Origin of the sequence: Novosphingobium sp. (assembly GCF_049240505.1) — a bacterium.
Classification (GTDB): Bacteria; Pseudomonadota; Alphaproteobacteria; order Sphingomonadales; family Sphingomonadaceae; genus Novosphingobium.
In genome coordinates, this window is record NZ_JBMLSM010000141.1 from 1 (window position 1) to 25,234 (window position 25,234).

20 protein-coding genes are annotated in these 25,234 nt (G+C 61.5%); 7 read left to right on the forward strand and 13 right to left on the reverse strand.

The genetic code is table 11. The features are described 5' to 3' along the window. Both ACOVQ0_RS11705 and ACOVQ0_RS11710 read left to right on the forward strand, forming a co-directional pair. Positions 1 to 488: citrate/2-methylcitrate synthase (locus ACOVQ0_RS11705; protein ID WP_421884614.1), on the forward strand; the 488-nt coding region annotated here is incomplete at its 5' end. A 144-nt stretch (positions 489 to 632) separates the two neighbouring features. Further along, on the forward strand, positions 633 to 824 hold the full coding sequence (locus tag ACOVQ0_RS11710; protein ID WP_421884618.1) for a hypothetical protein: 192 nt from the start codon (positions 633 to 635) through the stop codon (positions 822 to 824). Positions 825 to 834: 10 nt separating this feature from the next. Here ACOVQ0_RS11710 and ACOVQ0_RS11715 read toward each other — a convergent pair whose 3' ends face one another. The 4 genes from ACOVQ0_RS11715 to ACOVQ0_RS11730 all read right to left on the reverse strand — a co-directional run bounded on the left by ACOVQ0_RS11715 (position 835) and on the right by ACOVQ0_RS11730 (position 4,864). After that, a complete protein-coding gene (locus ACOVQ0_RS11715) occupies positions 835 to 2,250 on the reverse strand; it encodes a sensor histidine kinase (RefSeq protein WP_421884621.1) in 1,416 nt (471 codons plus the stop codon). Next, positions 2,225 to 3,208, reverse strand: a complete 984-nt coding sequence (locus tag ACOVQ0_RS11720) for a hypothetical protein (protein ID WP_421884624.1) — start codon at positions 3,206 to 3,208, stop codon at positions 2,225 to 2,227. The genes ACOVQ0_RS11715 and ACOVQ0_RS11720 overlap by 26 nt, the downstream gene beginning before the upstream one ends. 9 nt (positions 3,209 to 3,217) lie before the next feature. Then, positions 3,218 to 4,492: a hypothetical protein gene (locus ACOVQ0_RS11725; RefSeq protein WP_421884627.1), complete on the reverse strand. Its 1,275-nt coding sequence runs from the start codon at positions 4,490 to 4,492 to the stop codon at positions 3,218 to 3,220. Positions 4,493 to 4,558: 66 nt separating this feature from the next. Beyond that, complete coding sequence (locus ACOVQ0_RS11730; protein WP_421884631.1) at positions 4,559 to 4,864, reverse strand: Hpt domain-containing protein; 306 nt, start codon at positions 4,862 to 4,864, stop codon at positions 4,559 to 4,561. A 71-nt stretch (positions 4,865 to 4,935) separates the two neighbouring features. On the opposite strand from ACOVQ0_RS11730, the gene ACOVQ0_RS11735 reads away from it, so the two are divergent. Continuing rightward, positions 4,936 to 7,548, forward strand: coding sequence for a hypothetical protein (locus tag ACOVQ0_RS11735; protein WP_421884634.1), 2,613 nt, complete (start codon positions 4,936 to 4,938; stop codon positions 7,546 to 7,548). 8 nt (positions 7,549 to 7,556) lie between these two features. On the opposite strand, the gene ACOVQ0_RS11740 is transcribed toward ACOVQ0_RS11735, so the two are convergent. Then, the gene (locus tag ACOVQ0_RS11740) at positions 7,557 to 8,990 is read right to left on the reverse strand and encodes a UdgX family uracil-DNA binding protein (RefSeq protein WP_421884637.1); all 1,434 of its coding nucleotides are present in this window, start codon (positions 8,988 to 8,990) and stop codon (positions 7,557 to 7,559) included. After that, complete coding sequence (locus ACOVQ0_RS11745; RefSeq protein ID WP_421884640.1) at positions 8,987 to 10,234, reverse strand: putative DNA modification/repair radical SAM protein; 1,248 nt, start codon at positions 10,232 to 10,234, stop codon at positions 8,987 to 8,989. Before ACOVQ0_RS11745 ends, ACOVQ0_RS11740 begins: the two co-directional genes overlap by 4 nt. A 160-nt stretch (positions 10,235 to 10,394) precedes the next feature. Between ACOVQ0_RS11745 and ACOVQ0_RS11750 the strand changes: the two genes are divergently transcribed. Next, positions 10,395 to 10,877: a pyridoxamine 5'-phosphate oxidase family protein gene (locus tag ACOVQ0_RS11750; RefSeq protein WP_421884643.1), complete on the forward strand. Its 483-nt coding sequence runs from the start codon at positions 10,395 to 10,397 to the stop codon at positions 10,875 to 10,877. Positions 10,878 to 10,973: 96 nt separating this feature from the next. Here the strand turns inward: ACOVQ0_RS11750 and ACOVQ0_RS11755 are convergent, their stop codons facing one another. Next, positions 10,974 to 12,491 (reverse strand): amino acid permease, encoded by a 1,518-nt coding sequence (locus tag ACOVQ0_RS11755; protein ID WP_421884646.1) that lies wholly within the window; start codon positions 12,489 to 12,491, stop codon positions 10,974 to 10,976. 220 nt (positions 12,492 to 12,711) lie between these two features. Here ACOVQ0_RS11755 and panB point away from each other — a divergent pair, with 220 nt between their 5' ends. Both panB and ACOVQ0_RS11765 read left to right on the forward strand, forming a co-directional pair. Continuing rightward, positions 12,712 to 13,581 (forward strand): 3-methyl-2-oxobutanoate hydroxymethyltransferase, encoded by an 870-nt coding sequence (gene panB, locus ACOVQ0_RS11760; RefSeq protein WP_421884649.1) that lies wholly within the window; start codon positions 12,712 to 12,714, stop codon positions 13,579 to 13,581. Positions 13,582 to 13,612: 31 nt separating this feature from the next. Next, positions 13,613 to 14,680, forward strand: a complete 1,068-nt coding sequence (locus ACOVQ0_RS11765) for a DUF475 domain-containing protein (RefSeq protein WP_421884652.1) — start codon at positions 13,613 to 13,615, stop codon at positions 14,678 to 14,680. 2 nt (positions 14,681 to 14,682) lie between these two features. On the opposite strand, the gene ACOVQ0_RS11770 is transcribed toward ACOVQ0_RS11765, so the two are convergent. The 6 genes from ACOVQ0_RS11770 to ACOVQ0_RS11795 all read right to left on the reverse strand — a co-directional run bounded on the left by ACOVQ0_RS11770 (position 14,683) and on the right by ACOVQ0_RS11795 (position 22,797). Beyond that, on the reverse strand, positions 14,683 to 15,750 hold the full coding sequence (locus ACOVQ0_RS11770) for a CaiB/BaiF CoA transferase family protein (protein WP_421884655.1): 1,068 nt from the start codon (positions 15,748 to 15,750) through the stop codon (positions 14,683 to 14,685). Between the two features lie 71 nt (positions 15,751 to 15,821). Continuing rightward, positions 15,822 to 17,357 (reverse strand): tetratricopeptide repeat protein, encoded by a 1,536-nt coding sequence (locus ACOVQ0_RS11775; RefSeq protein WP_421884657.1) that lies wholly within the window; start codon positions 17,355 to 17,357, stop codon positions 15,822 to 15,824. A gap of 28 nt (positions 17,358 to 17,385) precedes the next feature. Further along, positions 17,386 to 18,777, reverse strand: a complete 1,392-nt coding sequence (gene prsR, locus ACOVQ0_RS11780) for a PEP-CTERM-box response regulator transcription factor (protein ID WP_421884660.1) — start codon at positions 18,775 to 18,777, stop codon at positions 17,386 to 17,388. Further along, a complete protein-coding gene (gene prsK / locus ACOVQ0_RS11785; protein WP_421884663.1) occupies positions 18,774 to 20,924 on the reverse strand; it encodes an XrtA/PEP-CTERM system histidine kinase PrsK in 2,151 nt (716 codons plus the stop codon). Before prsK ends, prsR begins: the two co-directional genes overlap by 4 nt. Positions 20,925 to 20,934: 10 nt before the next feature. Next, complete coding sequence (locus ACOVQ0_RS11790; RefSeq protein WP_421884728.1) at positions 20,935 to 22,320, reverse strand: TIGR03013 family XrtA/PEP-CTERM system glycosyltransferase; 1,386 nt, start codon at positions 22,318 to 22,320, stop codon at positions 20,935 to 20,937. A 204-nt stretch (positions 22,321 to 22,524) separates the two neighbouring features. Beyond that, positions 22,525 to 22,797, reverse strand: coding sequence for a hypothetical protein (locus tag ACOVQ0_RS11795; protein WP_421884666.1), 273 nt, complete (start codon positions 22,795 to 22,797; stop codon positions 22,525 to 22,527). A gap of 125 nt (positions 22,798 to 22,922) precedes the next feature. On the opposite strand from ACOVQ0_RS11795, the gene ACOVQ0_RS11800 reads away from it, so the two are divergent. Then, complete coding sequence (locus tag ACOVQ0_RS11800; RefSeq protein WP_421884669.1) at positions 22,923 to 25,232, forward strand: patatin-like protein; 2,310 nt, start codon at positions 22,923 to 22,925, stop codon at positions 25,230 to 25,232. Positions 25,233 to 25,234 lie beyond the last annotated feature (2 nt).

Sequence of the window (25,234 nt, forward strand, 5' to 3'; positions counted from 1 at the left end):
GCGCGAACGAAGCCGCGCTCAACATGCTCAAGGAAATCGGCACGCCCGACCGCATCCAGCACTACATCGACCGTGCGAAGGACAAGAACGATCCGTTCCGTCTGATGGGCTTCGGTCACCGCGTGTACAAGAACTATGACCCGCGCGCGACTGTGATGCAGTCGACCGTGCGCGAAGTGTTCGCGGCGCTGAACGTGCAGGATCCGCTGTTCGAAACCGCCCTTCGCCTTGAAGAAATCGCGCTGAGCGATCCCTACTTCGCAGAAAAGAAGCTGTTCCCGAACGTGGACTTCTATTCGGGCATCATCCTTTCGGCGATCGGTTTCCCGACCACGATGTTCACCGTGCTCTTCGCTCTTGCCCGCACCGTGGGCTGGGTGGCGCAGTGGAACGAAATGATCAGCGATCCAGGCCAGAAGATCGGGCGTCCGCGCCAGCTTTATACCGGCCCGACGCAGCGCGATTACGTGCCGCTGAGCCAGCGTTGAGGTAGTGTGGCGCTGGGTGGAGTCTGGTTGCCGGTTTCTCTCAGGAGAAACCGGATGGGCCAGCTCTACACCGGCCCGACGCAGCGCGATTACGTGCCGCTGAGCCAGCGCTGATTGACTGATACGAAAAAGGAGCAGGCCGCGATGACGACAATTCTCAGAATTATCGGCATCGCGGCCCTTCTTATGGGCGCACTGTGGACCGGTCAGGGGTTAGGCCTGATCATGTGGCCCGCATCCAGCTTCATGCTGGCACAAACGCAGTGGGCCTATATCGGCACAGGCCTGATGGTGCTGGGTGCACTGGCGCTATGGCGCGCGGGCAAACGCCGCTGACCTGAAAAGTCTATCCCAGCGCAGACATCTGTGCGGTGTTATCGGCGGGCAGGCACAGAACGAAACGGGCACCGCCACCCTGCGCGGTTTCTACCGAAAGCTCTCCGCCCATTGCGCGGGCCAGCTTGCGTGAGATGTAGAGGCCGAGGCCGCTGCCGCCATCGCCGCTGCGGCCAAGGCGTTCAAACTTTTCGAACACGCGCGCGGCCTGATCAGAGCGGATCCCCTGCCCTTCATCCGCCACCGCGATCCATGCCAGCCCACGTTCGCAGCCGGTTTCGATGCGCACGGTGGTGTGACCCGGTGTATAGCGGATGGCATTGCCGATCAGGTTGAGCAGGATTTGGAGCACCCGGCGAAATTCGCCCACGGCGGGGGCAAGTGCGCTTTCGGGCGGCAGGGCCAGCGCAATACTCCGCTCCTGCGCACGCACACCAAGAATGCCCGCCGCACGCCGCGCGCAATCGGCAAGATCGATGTGATCAGGCGCGGGAACGAAATGCTCATCCTCGACCGTTTCGAGATCGGCCAAATCCTCTACCAACGAGAGCAGATGGCGCCCCGCATCAGCAATATCGCCCGCATAGCCGACATAGCTTTCGGCAATCGGCCCGGCGAGGCGCGTGCGGATCGTTTCGGCATTGGCGACGATGCGGTTGACCGGCACGCGCAATGCAGGCGCAAGGTTTTGGCCCAGCAGGCCTTTCCAATCAAGTTGTGCCATGCCCGCCTGTTGCGGGGCCGATGGCGCAGGTTGCACGGGAACGGTTTGCGCCACCAGCAGCAATTCAAAGCCACCACCACGGATAGGGAGCAAGCGGGCCTTCCAGCGTCGAGCTGAGCCTTCGATGCTGACCGATGCGTCGTCCAGCAAGCGCCAGTGTAGCGGTAACTGGTGGCTACTGCCTTCCACGGCAATCAGATCAGTCCAGTAGCGGCCAAAACCCTGATGGATCGACTCTGCCAAAAGATGAAGATCGGGACCATCGATGAGGCCGGAAATCACGCGCTGTTCGGCATCGAGCACGATGTGCGCTTCGGCCAACTGGCGGAGCAGAGCAATATCATCAGGCCCATTACCGTCCGCCGCCCAGGCGCCTGCGGCAAGGCGCCATTCGGCAATCTCGATATGCGTACCACTGTCGGTTGGGCAGGCATGGGCGCGGAAGGACAGCGGCTGGCCTTCATCCTCCACCGCGATCATCGCGATGAGCGAGAGGTTCGTCGAGCGTGCCTTGCGCACAAGCGCGAGCAACGCCGGGATGGCGATAGTGCCGGGATAGGCACCGCCAAGGCGCGCTTGCAGCCCTGCCAGCGCTTCATCAGCCTCGACGAGACGGTCTGCCGCGTCAGTCCGGGCGCGAATTGGCCCTGCGGCGGTCATGTCATGCTTGGCCTGATCATGCGTCCACGCCCACCGGGACATGGGCCAGAAGAGCAGCCGCGCGGTCGGAATCCAGACCTTCGATCCCGGTGGGCACGGCAATTTCGGGATGTAGCGCGGCGAAAGTGGCGACCACGCCATCCCGGCGCACGCCTGCGGCCACCAGCGACAGCGCAAGGCGCGGCATCTGGCTTTCGGTCGTGCTCATGATCGCTGCTTCACGGGCGAGCCGCGAAGCGCGGGCAAGCGCGGTAAGAAACATGGCAGTACCTGCGTGATCGAGCCGGAGCGCGCCAGCACGGTCAGCCCCAAGCGCGGAAACAATGTGATCAAGCAGATCGAGACGCGAGGCGGCAACCGCACGACGCTGACGCAGAACCAGTTCTGCCTGTTCGGCTGCAGCCTCTCCGGCAGCATCGCCAGCGACATAGGCTTTCATCGTGGCCAAGGCCATTTCGTGAAGATCGGCGGGCAGTTCGGCCAGCGGGATCTGCATACGGCGCACTTGCTGACCGAAACGGGCCTGTGCCGCCAGAAGGTTCATGCCACGAGCAGCCAGATCTGGATCAGGCGAGGCGATGATATCCTGCAGCAGCGGAGTCAGCACCGGATCGATGGCGAGCCTGCCCTGCAACTTGTCGGTCAATTGCCATTCGACCGCAAGCATGTGGAGATGATAGAGCAGCGGCTGGGTGGCAGCGAGCATTTCGGCAAGGCCCGGTCCCGCCTCACGCGCCCAGGCTGCGGCATCGGTGTGCCCGGCAGCCTCACCCATCGCCTGCACCAGTTGACGTGCCACATCGGCAATCATACCGCGCACGCGGGCGATGATTTCGTCGCTGAAAATCGAACGATCATCGTTCTGCAGCAGGTGGCGCAGAATCGGTCCCATGTGGTGCATGGCCTGATCGGCATGGGCCAGATCGCGGCGCAGCAAGCCTTCGATCGCTTCGGGATCGGAACCCGCAGAAAATGTCCCAGCAGATGCAGTCGTGGCCATGCGAAGCTCTTACTGCCGAGTGGTTAACTGCAGGTTAGGCGCAGCCCCTGCGGTTGGCCCCGTTTCGGTTGGAATCGTGCCGAACTGAAGCGTGAACAGGCAAGCCCCGAACAGCGCGATTACCGCAACGCCGATGGCAGCGTCGAACGGCAGGAACACGCTTGCTCCCATCAGCAGCACGGCGATGGCCAAACGGTCCGAAATCCAGCGCGCCCATTGGCGTTGAGGCAGGACCAGGACCGCCAAACGCGCACCGCCAACCAGCAGCAGCGGCGCGAAAAAGCCTGCACCCGTCGGCACCGATGGCACATCAGGCAAGGTGCTGCGCCAGCCGGCCAGCGTTATCAACCCGGCATCGATCAACAGATGGAACAGCGCCACGCCACGCCGCGCAATCCCTGAAGCGAGCAGGGAATCCCGCTCCACTTGCCCCAGCAAGCTGGCGATCCGTTCAACCAGCCAGGCAAGACCGATCAGCACGAACCCGATTGCGAAATTGCCAAGCCATCCGGCTCCGCCACCCAGCAACCCCAGCACGCCGGCGGCAATACCGACCAGCGCGGGCCGCGTGCCCGCATGGAGCATGGCCGGTCCGAACCGATCGACCAAGGCAATGGCCGCACGCTCTCCGGGGGTTGCGTCTCCCGCCCCTGCGAAGCGGGTGTGCAGACGCAACCATCGCCGTTCTGCCAGATGGGCTTCGTCTTCATCGCGCAGGATACCCCAGCGGCCATCGTCAAGCAAAGCAGCCGGAACATTGCGCTGGGCAACGCGGCCCTGCACCGCCAGACGCAGCAGGGCCGACTGTGCATTCCATTCGGGTGGAAGGTCTGCCAGCCCGGCGGCGATCCTGCCCGGAAAGCGCATGGCTGCGGCAAACGCGTGGTTGATATCGATTCGTTCAAAACCCAGCGGCAATGCGGTTTCCACCGGCAGGGTGAGAACGACCGGCCCCGCTTCGATCAGTTCGCGCAGGGTATCGGGCATGGCCAGCAGGCCATCGCCCAGCACGATAACGTCATCCTCAGGGGCAAGGAGCGGCACCAGTGCGCGCGCGGTGGCCACGACATGAAACTGCGCCCCGCCGGATTCGGCAAAATGCTGCAGCGCCACCAGTTCGCCGCTGATCGCTTCGGCCATGACGATGATACGCCGGGCACCCAGCGACAGCGCAAGGCCGATCTGGTGGCGCAGCAGTGAGCGCCCGCCAATCGGCAGGTAACCCCGCAGCGCGCCGGTTTCAGCGCCGGCGGCTTCGATCAGCGATAGAACTGCGACCCGCAAACGTCTGCCTCCTGATCCATACCCTAGGGGCTGGGGGCCACGCTGCCAAGCGCAGGGCAAAACTTGTCAGGGATTGACGGCGAGATCGTCCAGCATCTGGCGCAGGCGGCGCAGGACCGCAGGATCGCCAGGCACGGTTTCCAGAGCTTCTTCAGCCAGAGCGAGCAAGCCATCTGCATGAAAACTGGCGGCAAGGCCTTTCAGCCGCATCGCCGCAACCTCCCAGTTACCGTCGCAACGCGCACGGCCCAGCAGATCGATATGGTGTTCCGCGCTTTCAAGGAAAGCCGTCCGCAGTTCGCGCACCAGATCAGGATCGTGCCCTGCGGCAGCAGCGAGATTGGCGTCGAGCGAGTCACCTTCGTAGGCCATGAGAACGGCCTATGCGGCGAAGCGTTAAGGCAGGGTTTATGACTGCCACGAAAACGTGATATGCAATGCGAATGAATGGGGGACGACGGATCATTTCGCTCGACGGTGCAGCAACGGACACCGATGATATCAGCGTTTCCGGGGCGGAAGCGCCGGATGGCTCGCTGTTGCTTCCGCAAGAAGCTGGCCTTCCCGCTTCGCACGGCAATGACCCTACGCCTCCTCAAGAGCATGGCGAGCGCTGGCTGGCCGAGGACGACAGCACCCAAGACGACAGGGCCGAAGACCACCCGCGCCGCAATCTCGATTGGGTAGCCCCAGCTCTGGGCTGGCTGACGATCGCAGGCTGGACAGGGTTTTTCCTGTGGGCCGTGATTCTCCGCCAGCATGAGGCAATCGCCCCGGATCAGTGGGCCTGGTGGATCACGCAATGGTCGGTGCCGGTCCTGCTGGTGCTGGTAATACTGCTGCTCGTGATCCGCACGAGCCGCCGCGAAGCACACCGGTTTGCCGATGTGGCGCTTTCGCTTTCGCGCGAATCGGGCGCGCTGGAAAAGCGGCTCGTCTCGATCAACACCGAACTGTCGCTGGCGCGCGATTTTATCGCCGCGCAAGGCCGCGATCTCGAATCGCTGGGCCGGGTTGCAGTAGAGCGTCTGTCATCGAGCAGCGCGCGACTGGATGAACTGGTCGGTCGCAACGGTGCGCAAGTGGATCGCATCGCCGATGTATCGGCTGCCGCGCTCGACAATATGGACAAGCTGCGCGGACAATTGCCGGTGATCGCCAACGCAGCCAAGGATGTGACCAACAATATCGGCAATGCGGGGCGCACCGCGCACCTGCAGCTTGAGGAACTGGTTTCGGGCTTCCAGCGGCTGAACGAGTTCGGGCTGGCAAGCGAACGGCAGGTCGGTGCCGTGCGTGAGCGGATCGAGACTGCGGTGGCCGAATTCGCCAAATCGTCGGAGAACCTTGCCACTCTTGCCGAAGGGCGCTTTGAAGCACTTGCCCGCAGCAGCGCCGAACAAGCCGGGTTGATGCAGCAGAGCGAAAAGGCCGCTCTTGCCGATTGGCGCGAACGCAGTGATGCGCATATCGCCGCGCTACGTGAGGCATTGACCCGCATCGCTGCCGATCACGAAGCACTTCTGGCGCAATCGCGCGGACAACTCGCCCGGTTCGAGGATGCGGCTCGCACGCTGAACACGCAACTGGGGCAGGAAGCGCGCAATCTGGACGAACAACTGGCCCAGCGCCGCACTTCCGCAGAGGCAAACGCTGCACAGCAAAAGTCCGTTCTGGACCAGCGACTTGGTGAAATTGACGAGGCCATCGCCCAGCGCCGTGCAGCAATGGAGCAGGCCGCCGCCAACGCTGCCGAAGCTCTTGCCGCAAAACTGGCCGAGCTTGACCTTGCAATCGATGCGCAGCGCAAATTGCAAGCCACCGAGGCCGACAGCCTTGCCCAGCGCTTTTACGAAATTGGTCTGAAAGTCAGTAGCTTCACCGCTCTTCTTGCCAGTTCAGGTGAGGAAGGCGTGCAAGCGGCCGCAACTATAGACACGTCCATAGGTGCGCTGAACAACAGGCTTGCCGAAATGCGCCATGCCCTTTCGGGTACTGACCTTGAAATTGGCGAGTTGACGGATTCCGCCGTGCGCTTGCTTGAACTGATTCAGGCAGGTGGTGATCACACGCGCACCCAGATTCCCGAAGCGTTGCGCAGCACAGAAGCCGGCCTCAAGGGGCTGGAGGACCGCGTATTTACCCTGCGTGACACCTTGCGCGAGGCGGGTGACGGTGGCCGCGATCTGGCCAAAACCGTCGGTGGTGCGCGCACGCAGCTATCGGAAACGATCAACGAGTTGCAACAGGCCCAGAAGCTGCTGGCCGACGAAGCCAGCGAGCGAGAAGCGCGGATTGCGGCGCTGCGCGATCTTCTGGCAGCGGCGAAGGCTGAAAGCTCTGCCCTTTCGACAGACATCGAACAGCGTTTGACCGGCGCAGTTGCCCTATTGACCGAGGCCGCAGGAAGGGCCGGCGAGGACTTGCGCAACAGCACGGCCAGCGATGTGGAAGCAGTTGCGGAACGACTTGGCGAACAGAGCAGCGCCGCAATCGCGCGCGTGCTGCAGGGCCGCGCCGCGGAACTGATCGGCAGGCTTGAAGAGGCTATCGATGCAGCATCGTCGGCGAGCCGCGAAACAGCGATCCAGATGCGTGACCAACTGACCAAGGTGGACGAACTGGCCGGAAATCTTGAAGCGCGCGTTGGCCGGGCGCGGGAGAAGGCGGAAGAACAGGTCAACAACGACTTTGCCCGCCGTGCCGCACTGATCACCGAATCGCTCAATTCCTCGGCAATCGACATCGCCAAAGCGCTGTCGAGCGACGTTTCGGAAACGGCCTGGGCTTCTTACTTGCGCGGCGATCGCGGCATTTTCACCCGGCGCGCAGTGACACTGCTGGAAAACGCCGACGCGAAAGCCGTGCAATCGCATTACGAAAGCGACAGCGAGTTCCGCGAACATGTGAACCGCTACATCCACGACTTCGAGTCGATGCTTCGTCAATTGCTCTCTACGCGCGATGGCAATGCACTGGGCGTAACCCTGCTGTCGTCCGACATGGGCAAGCTCTACGTTGCACTGGCACAGGGGATCGAACGGCTCAGGACATGATCGCGGAGCTATCGCGATAGATTCGAAAGCCTGATAGAAACCTTGCGCAAATCATTGGCAAATTTTGCTTCTTCCTCCTCGCGCCCGCGATCCTGCAGGCGCAGGAGATAGCTCGGGTGCGTGGTGATCCACAACTCGCTTCCGTCATCAAGGACATGCGGCTCTCCGCGCACCTTCTGCACGCTTATCGTCTTGCCCAGCAAACTGCGCGCTGCGCTCGCCCCCAACGCAAGGACGAGTTTGGGCTTTACCAACGAGCGTTCTCCATCCAGCCACCAACGGCAGATGTCGATTTCTCTGGCGGAGGGGTTCTGGTGCAGTCGGCGTTTGCCCTGTGGGGTAAACTTGAAATGCTTGACCGCATTGGTAATATAGGCCCGCTGTTCCGGGATGCCTGCTTTTTCAAGATGCGCACGGAGCAGTTGTCCGGCAGGGCCGACGAAGGGTCGGCTTTGCTCCTCCTCGACGTCGCCCGGCTGTTCACCGACGATCATCAGCGCGGCTGAATGCGGCCCCTCACCCATCACAGCACGGGTGCCATTGCAGCCAATGTCGCAGCGGCGACAGGCATCAATGCCTGCATAGATTGCTTCAAGGCTCTGTGGTGTTTCACCGAAATCCTGTGAGCCCGCGTTTACCATCTGCGCCTCGCGCGCCTGCGCCCCTGCAATCAGTTCGGGAATTAGTGCCGTTTCGGGCATGTTCTTCCAGTATTTCCGGGGCATCTCCTTGAGCATTGCACCGACCTTCAGACGCGCAGGATTGAAGATCGACGCATAATATTTGCGCCAGAGCGCTTCGACCGGATCGCCTGACGGGGCATCAGCCCGCGTGGCGGGCGGGCCTTCATGCAAGGCGTTGCCATCCCAATGCAGCGCCCCGCGCGGTGTAAGGATAGACCAGCGCATGGTCGTGAACCGGCGCACAAAGAACCCGGAATTGGCGCGCAGGATGTGATATTCCGGTTCGAACCACGCGACGTAATGTTCATCGCCTTCATCCTCCAATGCGCGGAACCGCACGAAAGCGCGCATCTTGTGAATGTCGCGCCGCACTTGCCGGGCCAGATCTTCCATTCGGCGCACGTCGGGATCAGCTTTATCCTCCATCAGGCGTGGCCGCGACTGGAGCCGCCAGAGCGTGCGATAGAGCAAAGAAAAGCGTTCTATATCAGAATGCAGGATGACACTTTGGGCAAGTTGAAGGAAGTTGCGCGATGCCCGTGGCTGCGGTGCGTCGGCAGCAGGAGGCGGCAGGGCGCGCTCCCCTTGTGCGAACAAGTCAATCGCCTGATCGGCGGGCGATTCCCATATGATCCGATCTGCCGGAATGCCAACACGGATCATTCCACGCGCCGCTTCCCGCCAGAATTCAAAATCATCCGGTGCAGGCAGCGATATGCGATACACATCGGTCAGCAGGGCGTCGGCCGAGCGCATCATGCGAACAGTTCAAGCTGGGTGGCGCGCGTTGCGGGCATCACAAGGCTGCGCAAATCGGCTCTGTCAGTCAGCAGCACCGGCCGCCAGTCCTCCGTAACGATGAACGGACGGACTTTGGCCAGCGAAACGGTGAGTTTGCCAACATCGGCAAGCCGCAGCCGACGTTGCCGACGCGCCGCGACCATCGCATTCACGGCCTTTACCCCCAACCCCGGCACACGCAGCAATCGTTCACGCGGCGCGCGGTTCACGTCTACCGGAAAATCCCCTCGAAAGCGCAGTGCCCATGCCAGCTTGGGATCGATGTCGAGCGGCAACATCCCATCCATGTCCGCAGCTTGCTGCACTTCGTGCGGCGCATAACCATAGAAGCGCATGAGCCAGTCTGACTGGTATAATCGATGTTCGCGCATCAGCGGCGGACGCTTGAGCGGCAGAACAGCGCTCGCATCAGGAATCGGACTGAATGCGGAGTAATAGACGCGCCGCAGTCGGAAGCGATCATAGAGCGTGCTGGCACGGCCAACGATATCGGCATCAGTGGCGGCGTCCGCGCCCACGATCATCTGCGTGGATTGTCCGGCCGGTGCGAATTTCGGCGCATGGCGAAAACGCTTGTGCGCATCCTTCGCCTCGACAATCGCCTCTTGCACCGATCCCATCGCGCCTTCGATCTGAGGAGCAGACTTGTCGGGAGCGAGGCGCGTGAGGCCTGCGACTGTCGGCAGTTCGACGTTGATCGAAACACGATCGGCATAGAGTCCCGCCTGCGCGACGAGTTCGGGATCGGCCTCGGGGATGGTCTTGAGGTGAATATAGCCACGACAATCGTGTTCTTCCCGCAAGATACGGCCAACTTCGATCAATTGCTCCATCGTGTGACTGGAACTTTTGACGATGCCCGATGAGAGAAACAACCCTTCGATATAATTGCGACGATAGAAGGACAGCGTGAGGTCCACCACCTCCTGCGGCGTAAAGCGCGCGCGGCGGGTGTTCGAGCTTTTGCGGTTTATGCAGTAGTGGCAATCGAACACGCAGTGGTTGGTCAGCAGAATCTTGAGCAACGAAATGCAGCGGCCATCGGGCGCATAGGCGTGGCAGATGCCCATCCCTTCGGTCGAACCGATGCCCTTCCCCCCCTTGCTATCGCGCCTGGCAGTGCCGGACGACGCGCAGGACGCATCGTATTTGGCGGCATCGGCAAGGATCTCAAGACGTTCAAGAACGGTAAGCTGCGACATTTGTTCATTATATGTTCTATTTGATCTCGATGCCAGTCCCGATGTCCATTTCATCAAGCGCCTGCCCGATTGTGCATAAGCGGGCTGAGAACTCCGGGGGAACCAGCCCTGTCTCGCCCCGTTCAAAGCACGACACGAGGATAGGAAAGGTTATTCTGCGATGAAGTACGACCAAGGCAATCCCGAGGAACTGCGCGAGAAATTCTGGAAGGCGATGTCATCTTCGCCCTACGTCATGCTGCAGCTTGACGATGATCCGGATTCAGCAGCACCAATGACGGCTCAGCTCGACAAGGACGCCAACAGTGCGATCTGGTTTTTTACCAGCCGCGATAACCGCTTCGCAACTATGGGCGGCGCGACCGCCACATTCTCCTCCAAAGGGCACGACGTATTCGCCCGTTTTCATGGGATATTGGTCGAGGAAACCGATCCGGCGCGGCTTGAAAAGCAGTGGAACAACTTCGTCGAGGCGTGGTTTCCGGGCGGACCGAATTCGCCCAACCTGCTGTTCATGCGCATGGATCTTGGAGACGCATCGATCTGGGCGGGCGAAATGGGAATAATCGGCACGGCGAAGATGGCGTTGGGCATGGATGTGACCAACGACGTCAAGGGCGGATTTACCGAAACGACGCTGTAAACCGCATTGCCTCTGCCCCTCCCAAAACCGATTGGGAAAAAAGAAAAGGGCCGCTCCTTACGGGGCGGCCCTCTTTCTGTTTGCGCAAACGCCAGATCAGTCGATCGGCGGAACCGGTTGCGGCGGCGCGTCTGCATCGGCTTCGTGCACTTCCACGATCCCGCGGCCCACATGGCTGCGACTGCGGCTGTAGGCGTAATAGACGACCAGTCCCACGGCTGCCCAGATCACAAAGAGCAACTGGCTCTTCTCATCCAGCTTGTAGAACAGGTAGGCGCAGCCAAGGAAGGCCAGCGGCGAGGTCAGATAAATCGCAGGCGTGCGGAACGGACGATGACGGCCCGGCTCGCGACGGCGGATGACCAGAACTGCAATCGATACTGCAGCAAAAGCAAACAGCGTGCCCGAGTTCGAGATGTTGGCGAGCAAGCCTACCGGGAAGAACGCCGCGAACAGCGCCACGAACACGCCGGTAATGATCGTGATCACGTGCGGGGTGTTGTAACGCGGGTGGATCTTCGAAAACGAGGCCGGAAGCAGGCCATCGCGGCTCATCACAAAGAAGATGCGAGTCTGGCCGAACATCATCATCAGGATGACCGATGGCAGCGCAAGCCCGGCGGCAAGGCCGACGAGGTTGCCGATCTGCGGCCAGCCGATTTCACGCAGCGTCCACGCCAGCGCCTCCTTCGAACAGACCACTGCCTGATCGGCGATTGCGGCGCACTGCGCAGTGAGTTCGGCGCTGCCCGGTTCCAACCCGATGCCGTTCGCCATCTGCGGCTGCGCACCGACAGAACCGATCACGCCTGCGGCAACCAGCAGATAGAAAACGGTACAGATGGCAAGGCTGCCGATCAGACCGATCGGCATGTTGCGCTGGGGATTCTTCGTTTCTTCCGCAGCGGTCGAAACCGCATCGAACCCGACATAGGCGAAGAAGATCGAGGCCGCAGCCGCACCGATGCCGCCGAAGCCCAGTGGCGCAAAGGGTTCGAACTTTTCCATATTCATGACCGGCAGAGCCAGAATGATGAACAAGGTCAGCGCCGAAACCTTGATCGCCACCAGCACCGCGTTGACCGTGGCGCTTTCCTTGGTGCCGATGACCAGCAGCCAGGTTACGAGGCCTGCAATGAGCATGGCTGGAAGATTGACCAGCCCGCCATCATAGGGTCCGCGAACCAACAGATCGGGTATGTCGATACTGAACGCATTCTCGATAAGGCCGACGACATAACCGGACCAGCCAACGCTGACCGCCCCGGCCGCCACGGCATATTCGAGGATCAGCGCCCAACCAACCATCCACGCGATCAGTTCGCCCATGACGGCATAGCTGTAGGTATAGGCAGAGCCGGATACCGGCACCATTGATGCCATTTCCGCGTAACACAGCGCAGCTACGGCACAAACGAAGCCGGCGATGATGAAGCTGATCATCATACCCGGCCCGGCCTTTTGCGCGGCTTCGGCAGTCAGCACAAAAATGCCGGTTCCGATCACGGCACCAACACCGAGCATGGTCAATTGGAAAGCACCGAGCGAGCGATGCAGCGATTTCTTTTCTGCAGTTGCTAGAATGGCGTCGAGCGGTTTGACGCGACCGAACATGAAATTCTCCCGCCTTGGTTCGGCACCAGACCTGAAACGGTTGCGTCCGAAACCAGCTAATGGCCGCGAAGCTAGCGGGAACAACCCTGCGCGCAAGCCATTTTTCCCCAGCCTTGCATCAAAGGTGCACCGGTCTTGCGGGTTTGCAACGAGCCATTAGAAGCAGGTGCCTGCCAGAAGCCCCCTCTAGAAGCCTGATGTGCCGCAAGGATACGCCTTTATGTCCACCACCTTCCAGCTCGATACGGCCACCAGTCGCGCCAACCCCACGCCTGCGCCGATGAAGCGGCTGACGATCCCCGCGATCCGCCAGCGCAAGAAGGACGGCGTAACTGCGCAGCCCGTGGTCATGCTCACCGCCTATACCGCACGGCAGGCCCAATTGCTGGATGCGCATTGCGATCTGCTTCTGGTGGGGGATTCGCTGGGCCAGGTGATCTATGGCCTGCCCTCTTCCGTGCCAGTCACGCTCGACATGATGGCAGCACATGGCGCTGCAGTGGTGCGCGGATCGTATCACGCGGCTGTCGTGGTCGATATGCCGTTCGGGTCTTACGAAGCATCGCCCGTGCAGGCGTTCGAAAGCGCAGCACGCTTGTTGAAGGAAACCGGCTGCGCAGCGGTGAAGCTTGAAGGCGGCGAAGCGATGGCGGAAACGGTCGCCTTCCTGACTGCACGCGGTATTCCCGTCATGGGCCATGTCGGCCTCACCCCCCAAGCGGTCAACGTGCTTGGCGGCTATAACGCACGCGGGCGGAGTGAGGCGGAGGCTGCCAAGATCGTGGGCGATGCCAGGGCGCTTTCTGATGCAGGCGCCTTCGCCATCGTGATCGAAGGTGTGGTCGAACCCATTGCCGTTGCCATCACCCAGGCCGTCCCGTGCCCCACCATCGGCATCGGCGCATCAGCGCAATGCGATGGGCAGGTACTGGTGACCGAAGATATGCTTGGTATGTTCGAACGTGTGCCGCGCTTCGTGAAGATCTACGAGAATATCGCCGATACCATTTCGGGCGCGGCGGCCCGTTATGCAGAGGAAGTGCGCGACCGCAGCTTCCCCGGCATTGAACAGACCTACCAACCCAAGTAAGCGCTGCTGAGTCAAACAGGGGAATTCCAACTTGCTGCGCTTTTACAAGGGATCGATCCTTTTCACGCTGGTCTGCCTCGCGCTCGCGGTGGCCTATGGCTGGATGCAGACCGGCACGGCAGGCGGCACGATGTCTCTGCTGTGGATCGTGTTCGTGTTGTCGATCCTCGAAATCTCGCTGTCTTTCGACAACGCGGTGGTAAATGCCGCCGTGCTGGAGGAAATGGACGAGGTCTGGCAGAAGCGCTTCCTCACCTGGGGCATGATCATCGCCGTGTTCGGGATGCGCATCGTGTTTCCTCTGGCCATCGTGGCAATTGCTGCGGGACTTGGCCCCGTCGAAGCGCTGAACCTCTCGCTCAACGATCCCAAACGCTATGAAGAGATCGTAAGCAGCGCTCATGTCGGGATTGCAGGCTTTGGCGGTGCATTCCTCGCAATGGTCGGCCTGTCGTTCTTTTTCGACGGCGAAAAGGAAGTCCACTGGATCAAGTGGGTGGAAGAGAAGCTCGCGCTGGTATCCAACGTCAAGGCTGCCGAAATCGCACTGCTTCTGCTGGCGATCTACGGCATTTCGCTGCTGCTGTCAGAGGCAGATGCGCTGACCTTCATGGTATCGGGCGTACTGGGCCTTGTCACCTTCATCGCGGTCGAAGCGCTCGGCACGATCCTTGAAATGCGCGACGAAGCGCAGAAGGCGGCGGGCCTTGTGGTACGTTCGGGTCTTGGCGGGTTCCTCTATCTCAACGTACTCGACGCATCGTTCAGCTTCGATGGCGTCATTGGGGCTTTTGCCCTGTCGAACAACATGGTGATCATTGCGCTTGGCCTGTCCATCGGCGCTATGTTCGTCCGTTCGATGACGATCATGCTGGTCAAGAAGGGCACGCTTTCGGAATATCGCTTCCTTGAACATGGCGCGTTCTGGGCGATCATTGCGCTCGGCGCGATCATGCTGCTGTCAGCGAAGTTCCACATTCCCGAAACGATCACCGGCCTGATCGGCGCCGCGCTTATCGGTATTTCGCTGTGGTGGTCGGTCCGCCACAAGCGCAAGTACCCGGACGGCGAACTTGACGCTGCCGTCCGGGCGGACTGAGATCAAGTGGCGCTGCGCCCCGCCAGCGATGGCTGGGGCGCAGGCGTTCCCATAAAGCGCGGCGCAGGCGCGGGCATGACCATGCCCTGATCTTCAACAAACGTTCCGCGCTGCGCATTGTGCGGATGCTGCGGCGCTTCACGCAGGCTCAGCACCGGGGCAAAGCAGATGTCGGTGCCATCCATGATCGCGCACCATTCGTCGCGCGTTTTTGTCAGGAACAGGTTCGTCAGCCGCTCTTTCAACATGGGCCAGACGCGCGGGTCCATTTGCGGGGCGAAATCGGGATCATTCGTCAGCCCGGTCTTTTCCAGCAGCAGCGCATAGAACTGCGGCTCGATCGATCCGATTGAGACATATTTGCCATCGCTGGTTTCATAGGTGTCATAGAAGTGCGCGCCGCCATCGAGCAGGTTAACCCCGCGCTCGTCCTTCCAGCGACCGTTCCCCAAAAACGTGTAGGTCATGGCCGAAAGGATCGCCGCGCCATCGACCATCGCGCAATCGACAACCTGCCCGCTACCGGTGCGTTGCGCCGAGAACACCGCTGCCATGACACCAAACGCCATCAGCATCCCGCCTCCGCCGAAATCCCCGACGAGGTTCACCGGGAACTGCGGCTTCCCACCGGCCTGCCCGAAGCTGTGCAAAGCCCCTGCCAGTGCGATGTAATTGATGTCGTGGCCCGCCAGTGGAGCCATCGGCCCATCCTGCCCCCATCCGGTCATGCGTCCGTAGACAAGCCTGGGATTGTCGGCCAGCAGCACGTCCGGTCCAAGGCCAAGCCGTTCCATCACGCCGGGACGATAGCCTTCGACGATCGCGTCAGCCTGCTTCACCATTTCGCGAATTTGCGCAATTGCTGCCGGATCTTTGAGATCGAGTTCGATGCGCTCCCTATTGCGATTGAGGATATCGCGGCCGCCTTCGTCGCCCACGCGCGCGGCCTTGACCGGGCGGTCGATGCGGATCACCCGCGCGCCATGATCGGCCAGCATCATGCAGGCAAAAGGCCCCGGACCAATCCCGGCAAATTCGAGTACGGTAAGCCCCTCCAGCGCGCCAGCCATCATTCACTCCCAATTTAATCGTTCAATTGAATTGGGAGTAAGCGGCCAATCAGATGCTGTCGAGCGCAAAACTATGACGGATTGCGAAGCCCTCGCGCAGCCAGCGCCGCTTCGATACGCTCTGCCCCGGCCATGTTACCCACCGCCGCGCGACCATTTGACAGCAGCTTCAACGCTTGTGGGCTGCCGGGGTTCTGCCGCAGATAACGCGCCACCACCGAATTGGCATCGGCATCACGGTCCAGCAGCCGCATGGCGTGATCAATGCGCTGCAAGGTGGGCAGGTTGAAACGGATCAACGCCGCACGCCCATATTGATCCAGCGCGCCCAGTGCATCGTTGGCAATCAGCCGCGCATCGCCTGCCAGCAGCCATGCTTCGGCAGCGCCCGGATTGGCCAGTTTCAATCGATCCGCCACAGCAATCGCCGTTCCGTCGTCACCCGCTTCGATCAACGCGCGGATATAAGGAACGGCATTACTCGCCAGATTGGGCGCGTCGTTATAGCCGATAGCCAGAACCCCCAGCGGTTGCCCGGCAGGAAGAAATTCAGACGGCTTCTGACCATCCATTTCTGCACGCTCGGCCATCGCGGCTGCTTCGGCCTTGCGGCCCTGCGCGCGAAGTGATTCACCGGTGATTTGCAAAAGATAGGGCGGAGCCAGTTCCAGATTGGGCCACACGCCCGCCGCCTGAACAGCCTCTGCATCCAGCTTACGGCTGCGTAACGCTCGCACCAGCATCATTCGCGCCTGAAGATTGTCGGGCTGCAAACGCACCAGCCGGTCAAAGTGCTCGACAGCAAGATTGGTGTTGCCCGCCCGATATTCGAGAATGCCATTCAGCATGATCGCGGCAGGCATGTCGCGCAGCGCTCCGCCTGCCTGCAACAGGATCTTGCGGGCCAACGTCGTCTGCCCTGCTCTCGCGGCCAGCACAGATTGCAGATACAGCACGCGCGCGTTGCCAGGATCGACCTTTGCAAGCTTGCGGCAGACGATCAACATGGCACGATACTGACCAAGATCGCCCAGTGTTGCGGCATACTCACCCAACAAACCCGGATCGTTGGGTGCGATACGCAACCCAGCTTCAAACCAGGGCAGCGCGGATTGAAGGCCAAATTGTTCGCGGATCAGCAGACCGCGCAACTCAAGCGCACGCGGGTCATTCGGCCCGAGCTTTACCGCACGCTCAGAGGCTTCGATCGCCTGCGCATGTTCACCACCGATAAAGCGCAAACGCCCGATATCGGTCCACAGCGAAGCGTCGTTCCGGTTGAGGCGATAGGACTGATCGAACGCCTGTCCGGCCTCTACCAGCCTGCTCTCGGCCATCTCCAACCGCCCGCGCATCTGCCAGCCACGCGCCGCACTTTCCGGCGCAAAATCGCCAGCATAGAGCACCTCGCGCGCCTCGCGGCGGTTGCCTTGCAGCAGCAGGGCTTCACCCAATGCAGCCCGTGCGGCATCTGCTGCCAGTCCGCGTTGCAACGCCAGCCGCAACGGCACTTCGGCGGCGATGCCATCGCCTTTGGCCAGCGCCGCACGGGCCTTGGCCAGCGCATCGGGCGGCGCATCGCCACGCACTGGCCCTGCGGCCAGCACGAGGACAGCGCAGACCGCTACAAAGGCCCTAGCTCTGAAGATCGTACTGCTTGAGCAGGTCATACAATGTCGGACGACTGATGCCGAGCAGGCGCGCGGTGCTGGAAATGTTACCTTCGCTGCGCGCCAGCGCATGGCGAATGATCTTCCTGTCGGTCGCCTCACGCGCGGTCTTGAGGTTGAGCGGTGACGTTTCCTCGCCCCCACTGCCCGGCAGATCGAGATCGGCAGCCGTCACCAGCTTGCCATCGGCCATGATCACTGCACGCTTCATGCGGTTTTCTAGCTCGCGCACGTTGCCTGGCCAGTTCCAACCATCAATTGCCGCCAGTGCATCGGGCGCCAGCCCCTTCACCTGCGGGTTCATTTCCTTGGCAAAGCGCATCAGAAACGTCTTGGCAAGCAAGGTGGCATCACCGGGACGTTCGGCCAGTCCCGGAATGCGCACCACTATTTCGGCCAGACGATAGAACAGATCCTCGCGGAAACGCCCGTCGGCAATCATGGCCTCAAGGTTCTGGTGCGTGGCGCAGACGATGCGCGTATCGACCTCGATCGATTTCCGCCCACCAATGCGTTCAATCGTGCGCTCCTGCAAGAAGCGCAGCAGCTTTACCTGCAACTGCAGTGGGATGTCGCCCACTTCATCAAGGAACAGCGTGCCGCCACTGGCGAGTTCGATCTTGCCCTCGGTGGTCTTCACCGCGCCGGTGAACGCGCCCTTTTCGTGCCCGAACAACTCGCTTTCCAGCAGGTTTTCCGGGATCGCGGCGCAGTTGATCGCAATGAACGATCCGCTGGCACGGCCCGACGCATCATGCAGGCCTTTGGCCAAGAGTTCCTTGCCAGTGCCGCTGGCTCCCAGCAGCATGACCGAAACGTTGGTATTTGCCACGCGCTCGATCGTGCGGGCCACCTTGATCATCTCGGGCGCAGCGGTGATCATCCGCCCAAGCACCTTGTTGTCAGACGTCGCGCGGGTTGCAAGGTTCCGATTTTCGCTCTCGATCCGCGATAGGTGCAGCGCCCGCCGCACGATCAGGCCCAGCGCATCGATGTCCACCGGCTTCTGATAGAAGTCGTAGGCGCCCTTTTCGATGGCCTTCAGCGCGGATTCGCGCGCGCCGTGGCCACTGGCAACGATGACCTTGGTTTCGGGCCGCAGTGCCATGATCTCGTCCAGCACGGCGAAGCCCTCGGTCGTTCCATCGGGATCGGGCGGCAAGCCCAGATCAAGCGTGACGACCGAAGGTTCTTCCGAACGCAGGAGCGTGAGCGCAGTCGCGCGGTCACCTGCGATGAACACGTCAAAATCCTCGTAAGACCACTTGAGCTGCGCCTGCAGGCCCGGATCATCCTCGACGATCAGCAGCACCGGGCGCTGACCGGGCCGCTTGGAGGTCTGGGAATCACTCATCATGCTACCTTTTTGCCACGGGTGCCGCCGCCCGAAGGCTCGCCATCACCCTTTATGGATTCGATCAAAGACTGTGCTGCGGCCAGCGGAAGGCGGACGGCAAAGCGGCTTCCCAAGCCTTCCCTGCTTTCCACTTCCAGCTTGCCGCGCATAGCCCGCACCATCTCCCGCGCTTCGAATGCGCCGATGCCGAAACCGCCCGGCTTGGTCGAAACGAACGGCTTGAACAGGCGGTTGCGCATGAAATCCGCGCTCATGCCGCACCCCGTATCGACCACTTCGATGCAGCCGTTGATGCCATCGACATGGCACTGCAGGAACACCGCCATACCTTCCGGGCTGGCGTCAATCGCGTTCTGCACCAGATGCAGCAGGACCTGCTCCAGCGCCTCGCGATTGGCCAGAACACGGCACGCGCCTTGATGAACGAGATGGACCCGCAGCGATCCCGGCGCGTTATAACGCTCCGCCACGGCGCGGATTACCTCGCCCGCATCAACGTCCTCCACCCGCTCACCGCTGCTTCCACCATAGCGCGAAAGACGCGCCAGCAAGGCGTTGAGCTTGTCCGCCGAATTACGCAGCGTGATCAGCATATCGGCACGGAACGCAGGGTTCTCGGCGTGCTTTTCGGCATTGCGCGAAAGCAGGCTGAGTTGGCTCGCAAGGTTCTTGATATCGTGCATGACGAACGCCATGCGACGGTTGAACTCGTCAAACCTGCTCGCTTCCAGCAGCGCAGATTGCCCCGCGTTTTCGGCAAGGTAGCTGGCAAGCTGCATCCCCACCACGCGCAGCAGGTCAAAGTCCTCCCAGTCCAGCTTGCGCGCCACCGGCGGGCGGCCCAACACGACCAGACCCACCAGCCGATCAAAATGCAGCAACGGCACCAGCGCCCATGCTGGATGCTCCTCGCACAGCCATTCCGGCACAACCGCGCGTTCACCCTGAAAGTCGATCCCGGCGCGCACTTCATCAAGGTCTACGATGAAATTGTGCTTCTCGAAGAACGCCACATGATCCGGCGCAAGCGCTTCGGCAGGAACGTCAGCCGTCGGCCACTGCCAGCGTGAGGCAAGCACCAGTTCGCCGCTTTCTGCCGGGACCAGAAGCAAACCCGCTGAACTATCGGTAATATCGGCCAGGGCCTGCACCACACGCTCATGCAGCGGTGGGGTCTGCGCTCCGGCACGCCCGATAGTGCGTGTGAAACGCAGCCATTCCGCACGGTAATCATAGCGATGCTGGAAAAAATGCTTGGCCAACATGACTTTCAGCCAGCCACGCACCCGGCTCGACGGCATGATGGCGACGATCAGTACGCTGCTGACGAAGACGAAGCCCAGCTCGGCAAGCTGGCTGGAATTGCCGCCCAGCAATGCGAGCGATTGCGCCGCGCCGACCATCACCAGCATATAGGCGCCGATTACCAGTAGCGACAGCGACTGGAACGCCACTGCGCGTGAAGGCGAGAAGCGCAGCGCCGACCGTCCACGCACTGCGCCGATCACCAGCAGCGCCGACGCCGCGATCAGAGCCAGCCCGCGCAGCGCCGCCAGTTCCGGCGGCATCGCGCGCGCCAGATAGGCGATGGTGTAGAGATTGAGGTCGTAACCCCAGATCATCGCCATTGCCGCACAGGTCCAGCGCAGCGCCGCACGCTGCTGCGCCATCGCACCGGCATAAAGGTTGTGCACCAGCACCAGCGCGCCCGTTGCCACCAGCAGGCGGAACAGCACCGAAATGTGGAAGATCATGCCTAGCGCCGCGGCATTCGTGCCATCGCGCAATGTCATCATGAACAACAGCGGTTGCAGGAGTTCGACGAACAACAGCGCAGCCATCATCGGGCGAATGGGCGCAACGCTGGCATCGCGCCCATCGCGAGTGAACAGCGCGAAGGCAAGGCCAAGCCAACCCAGACTGCGGAACGATTCGAACAACTGCCCCAGCGGCGTATCCGTGCCGATCCCCGCCACCACCAGCGCCCATAACGCGGTCAGCGTAAATGCGACGATCTCGGCAAGGCCAGACCGTTCGTGGGCCCGCCTGCGCCGATCCCAGCGCCAGCCGACGAGCAGCAGGAAAGCAAACGCCGATGCGGCGAATGCCCACTGCCCGAAGCCAGCCCAGGTGAACGGGTTCTGCATCGCCCCGGCCTTACCTCGCCCCTTCCGACCACAGCACGACGCGCAGCGTCTGCAGCAGGATCAGCAGGTCAAGGAACGGCGTATAGTTCTTCGCGTAGTAGAGGTCGTATTCCAGCTTGTGCCGTGAATCGTCGAGCGACGCGCCATAGGGATAGTTGATCTGCGCCCAGCCGGTAATCCCCGGCTTCACCATGTGGCGTTCCGCGTAATAGGGCAGTTGCTCTTCAAGTTCCGCCACGAACTCAGGCCGCTCCGGGCGTGGGCCGACAAAGCTCATTTCGCCTTTCAGCACGCTCCACGTCTGCGGCAGTTCGTCGATCCGCACCTTGCGGATGAAGCGCCCGATCCGCGTGACGCGCGGGTCATTTTCCTGCGCAAACTGGGCACCTGCCACTTCGGCATCGGTGCGCATGGACCGCAGCTTGATAACGTTGAACGGTTGGCCGAACAGCCCCACGCGGCGCTGGCGATAAAACGCCGGGCCTTTGCTGTCGATCTTCACCAGCCCTGCAAACAGTACGATCACGGGCAGTGTCAGCGTCAGCAAGAGCAGACTGGCGGTAATGTCGAAAATGCGTTTCGCCGCGCTGGACAGCGCCCGGCCGGACGAAAAACCGTCGGAGAAGATCAGCCAGCTGGGGTTCACCGTGTCGAGATCGACGCGGCCCGTCTCACGCTCCATGAAGGTCGAGAAATCGTTGACGTGAACGCCAGTCGTCTTGATCCGCAGCAGGTCTTTCAACGGCAGTGCATTGCGCCGCTCTTCCAGCGCGAGCACCACCTCGCTTACGCCCAGATTATCGACATAGCGCGTCAGATTGTTGATCGCATCACGATGGATCGCTTCTTCCACCACGGGCGCGGCGCTACTCATGCCTACATAGCCGACGATGGCAAACCCTGATTCCGGTCGTTCACCCAGCTTGCGCAAGCGGTCTGCCCGTGCCCCCGCACCCAACACCAGCACGCGCCGCCGAAATGCCGAAGTGCCAAGCAGGCCACCCAGCAACAGGCGGATCAACACAAGGAAACCCATGCCGAAGAACATCGCATAGAACAGGTTTGATCGCCAAAGCGTCCGCCCAGGCAGCAGGAAATAGACAACGGACAGCGCAATGATGCCAAGGCTCACCGCTACCAGCAGCCGCGCCGTGGCATACCGCATCGATCGCAGCGCATCCGATCCATAAACGCCGACCGCGATCATCGCGACCTGCACCATGCCGGCAAAAAGCAGCAGTGGTGTCACACGCATCGGCACAACGCCGGGGTCCATGCCGATCTGATGCGCGCGCACCTGCCAGCTAAGCTCTCCCGCGCCGATCAGCAGCACGAAGTCCAGCAGGCCCAGAAGCAGGACCGAATGCGGGATATAGTGTTTGAACAGGCGGATCATCTGGCTGGTGCTCGTCACCCTTCAGGGCGCGAATTGCCCCCTCGCCGCCAGCCTTACAGCCCAAACAGTAAAGCGTCGGTTACCCTGACACTGGCCCCATTTGGGTTAATTCAATTCAAGATACTGAAATTTATAAATAAAACTCCACCGACAAAATTGAATTGTCGGTGGAGTTTACAAAAACCGCGTGGAAGGCTTGGGCCTTCAATTGCCGTTTGCAATGTCCTTTGCCGCATCGCCAACGTTTTTCGCTGCACTGCCCACGTCGTCTGCCGCGCGTTCGATGGCGTTGTCGCGGCTTGCCTGGCTATCCGACACCTGCGTCAGAAAATAGCCGCCGATCAGCAAAGCCACCAGCAGGATCGCCGCTATCGCCCAACCACTGCCACCTCCACGTCGGCGCTCTTCATATACCGTCGTATGGGTATGAGTCTGTCCGCCCGGCTCATGAACTTCGACCACTCGTTCCTCAACCATGTCCAGCTCCTTGCGAGTTGTGTTGGTCGCGTAACGCGCAACGGTATGTGACGTTCCATTCGTAAAGTCCCTGATCCCACGCAAAGCTGCTGGCTCATCGTGCATTCGCGTGGCAGGTTGCGCTCATGCGGCAGAAAGAACTGCGTATTGCGCTCGTGTGCTATGGCGGCATCAGCCTCGCCGTGTACATGCATGGCGTCACCAAGGAACTGTGGCGCGCCACCCGCGCAAGCCGCGCTTTCCACTGCCCCGAAGGCCCCGATCCGCAAGGCGTGGAGGCGGTCTACCTTCATTTGCTGGAAGAAATCGCCCTCACCCGCGATCTGCGCCTTCGCCTGCTGCCCGATATCATTTCCGGCGCAAGCGCGGGCGGCATCAACGGGGTGTTTCTGGCGCAAGCCATCGCCACTGGGCAAAGCCTTGAACCGCTGACGGCGATGTGGCTTGAACGCGCCGATATCGATGTGCTGCTTGATCCCGACGCCAAACCGTGGAGCAGCTTTGCCAAGTTCTGGGCGCAACCGCTGGTATGGTTCGTGCTGAAACGCCCCGGCAACGTCGTCAGCAGCACCGTCGCGCCCGAAACCCGCTCTGAAGTGCGCCGAAAAGTGTCTCGTCTGATTCGCGCGAGGTGGTTCGCTCCCCCATTCAGCGGTATCGGTTTCTCCCGGATGATCGCCGATGCGCTCGATGCGATGGCCCATACGCCGATGGGCGATCCATTGCTGCCCGAAGGCCATCCGATCGACCTTCTGGTTACCGCCACCGATTTCAACGGCCACCTTGAAGAACTGCGCCTCAACAGCCCTGAAGTGGTGGTGGAAAGCGAACATCGCTTGTCCATCGGCTTTCGGCGCACCGCCACACGCGGCCCCGATCGTGATCTGGCTCCCTGCCCCGAACTCGTTCTTGCAGCGCGCTCCACTGCCAGCTTTCCCGGCGCTTTCCCGCCGCTGGTGCTGGACGAGATCGACAAACTGGTGGCCGAACGCGGAAATTCCTGGCCAACGCGGGAAAGTTTCATTCACCGCATCATGCCCACCCACGCGCGGCGCGGCACGGCAGAAAGCGTGGCGCTGGTCGATGGCGCAGTGCTGGTGAACCGCCCCTTCGCGCAGGCGATTGACGTGCTGCGTGATCGCCCCGCCCGGCGCGAGGTAGACCGCCGGTTCGTCTATATCGATCCCAGCCCCGATCACATGCGCATCGCCCCCAAAGGTGGCCGCACCGTTGGCTTCTTTTCTGCAATCTTCGGCTCGCTTTCATCTATCCCGCGCGAACAGCCGATCCGCGACAACCTTGAGGCTCTTGAGCGGCAGTCCCGCCAACGTGCCCGTCTTCGCGCCATCGTCGATGCCTTGCGGCCTGAAATCGAAGATACGGTCGAAGCGTTGTTCGGCCGCACGCTCTTCTTCGATTGGCCCAACCAGCGCCGCCTCACCACATGGCGCAACAAGGCACAACAATCCGCCGCCGAGCGGGCCGGATTTGCCTTTCACGGATATGCGCAAACCAAACTTTCGGGCATTGTTAGCGATCTTGCCTGTCTGATTTACCAAGCCGCACCGCACGCGGCCAGTGAAGGCGATGTAGAAGCAGCGCTGTGGCAGCACCTCGCCGTCAACGGACTGGATCGGCTCTCTGCCCTGCGCGGCGGAGCCACACCCGAAGCCGTCGTGTTCTTCCGCACGCACGACCTGTCTTTCCGCATCCGCCGTCTGAAACTGCTCGCGCGCCGCCTCACCCACGATTGGGATGCGGGTGAAGTGGTCGATCCCGCCTCGCGCGAAGTCGCGCGCGATGCGGTCTATCGCGCGCAGGCGCTCTATCAGGGGCGCGAAACCGCCGAAGGCCTTGGCCCCGGCTTTGCCGAAACCGCCGCACTTGCCACGGTCGATCCGGGCGCGGTGCTCAATGCCATCGCTGCGCGGCGCGATCTCATCACGCTCGACCTTCAGGTGGATGGCCTGCTTGTGGCTGCGCTGGAAAGCATGGACAAGCCGCTGCGCCGCCGCTTCCTCCACGCCTATCTGGGCTTCCCATTCTACGATATCGCCACTTTGCCACTGCTTCAGGGCGATGGCATGGGCGAATTCGACCCGGTAAAAGTCGATCGCATCTCGCCCGATGATGCCACCTCGATCCGCAAGGGCGGAACCTTCGCCTGCCTGCGCGGCGTGGAGTTTTTCAATTTCGGCGCGTTCTTCAGCCGCGCCTACCGCGAAAACGACTATCTCTGGGGCCGCCTGCACGGCGCGGAGCGCACGATAGACCTGATCTGTTCAACCGTGGAAGAGCCACTTGGTGCGGAGGTAATCGCCGCCTTCAAACGCGATGCGTTTCTGGCCATACTGGATGAGGAACAGGGACGTCTAGTGGCCGAACCGGGCCTTGTGGACCGCGTGAGAGCGGAGGTGGTGGCGGCGTTTGAATAGCC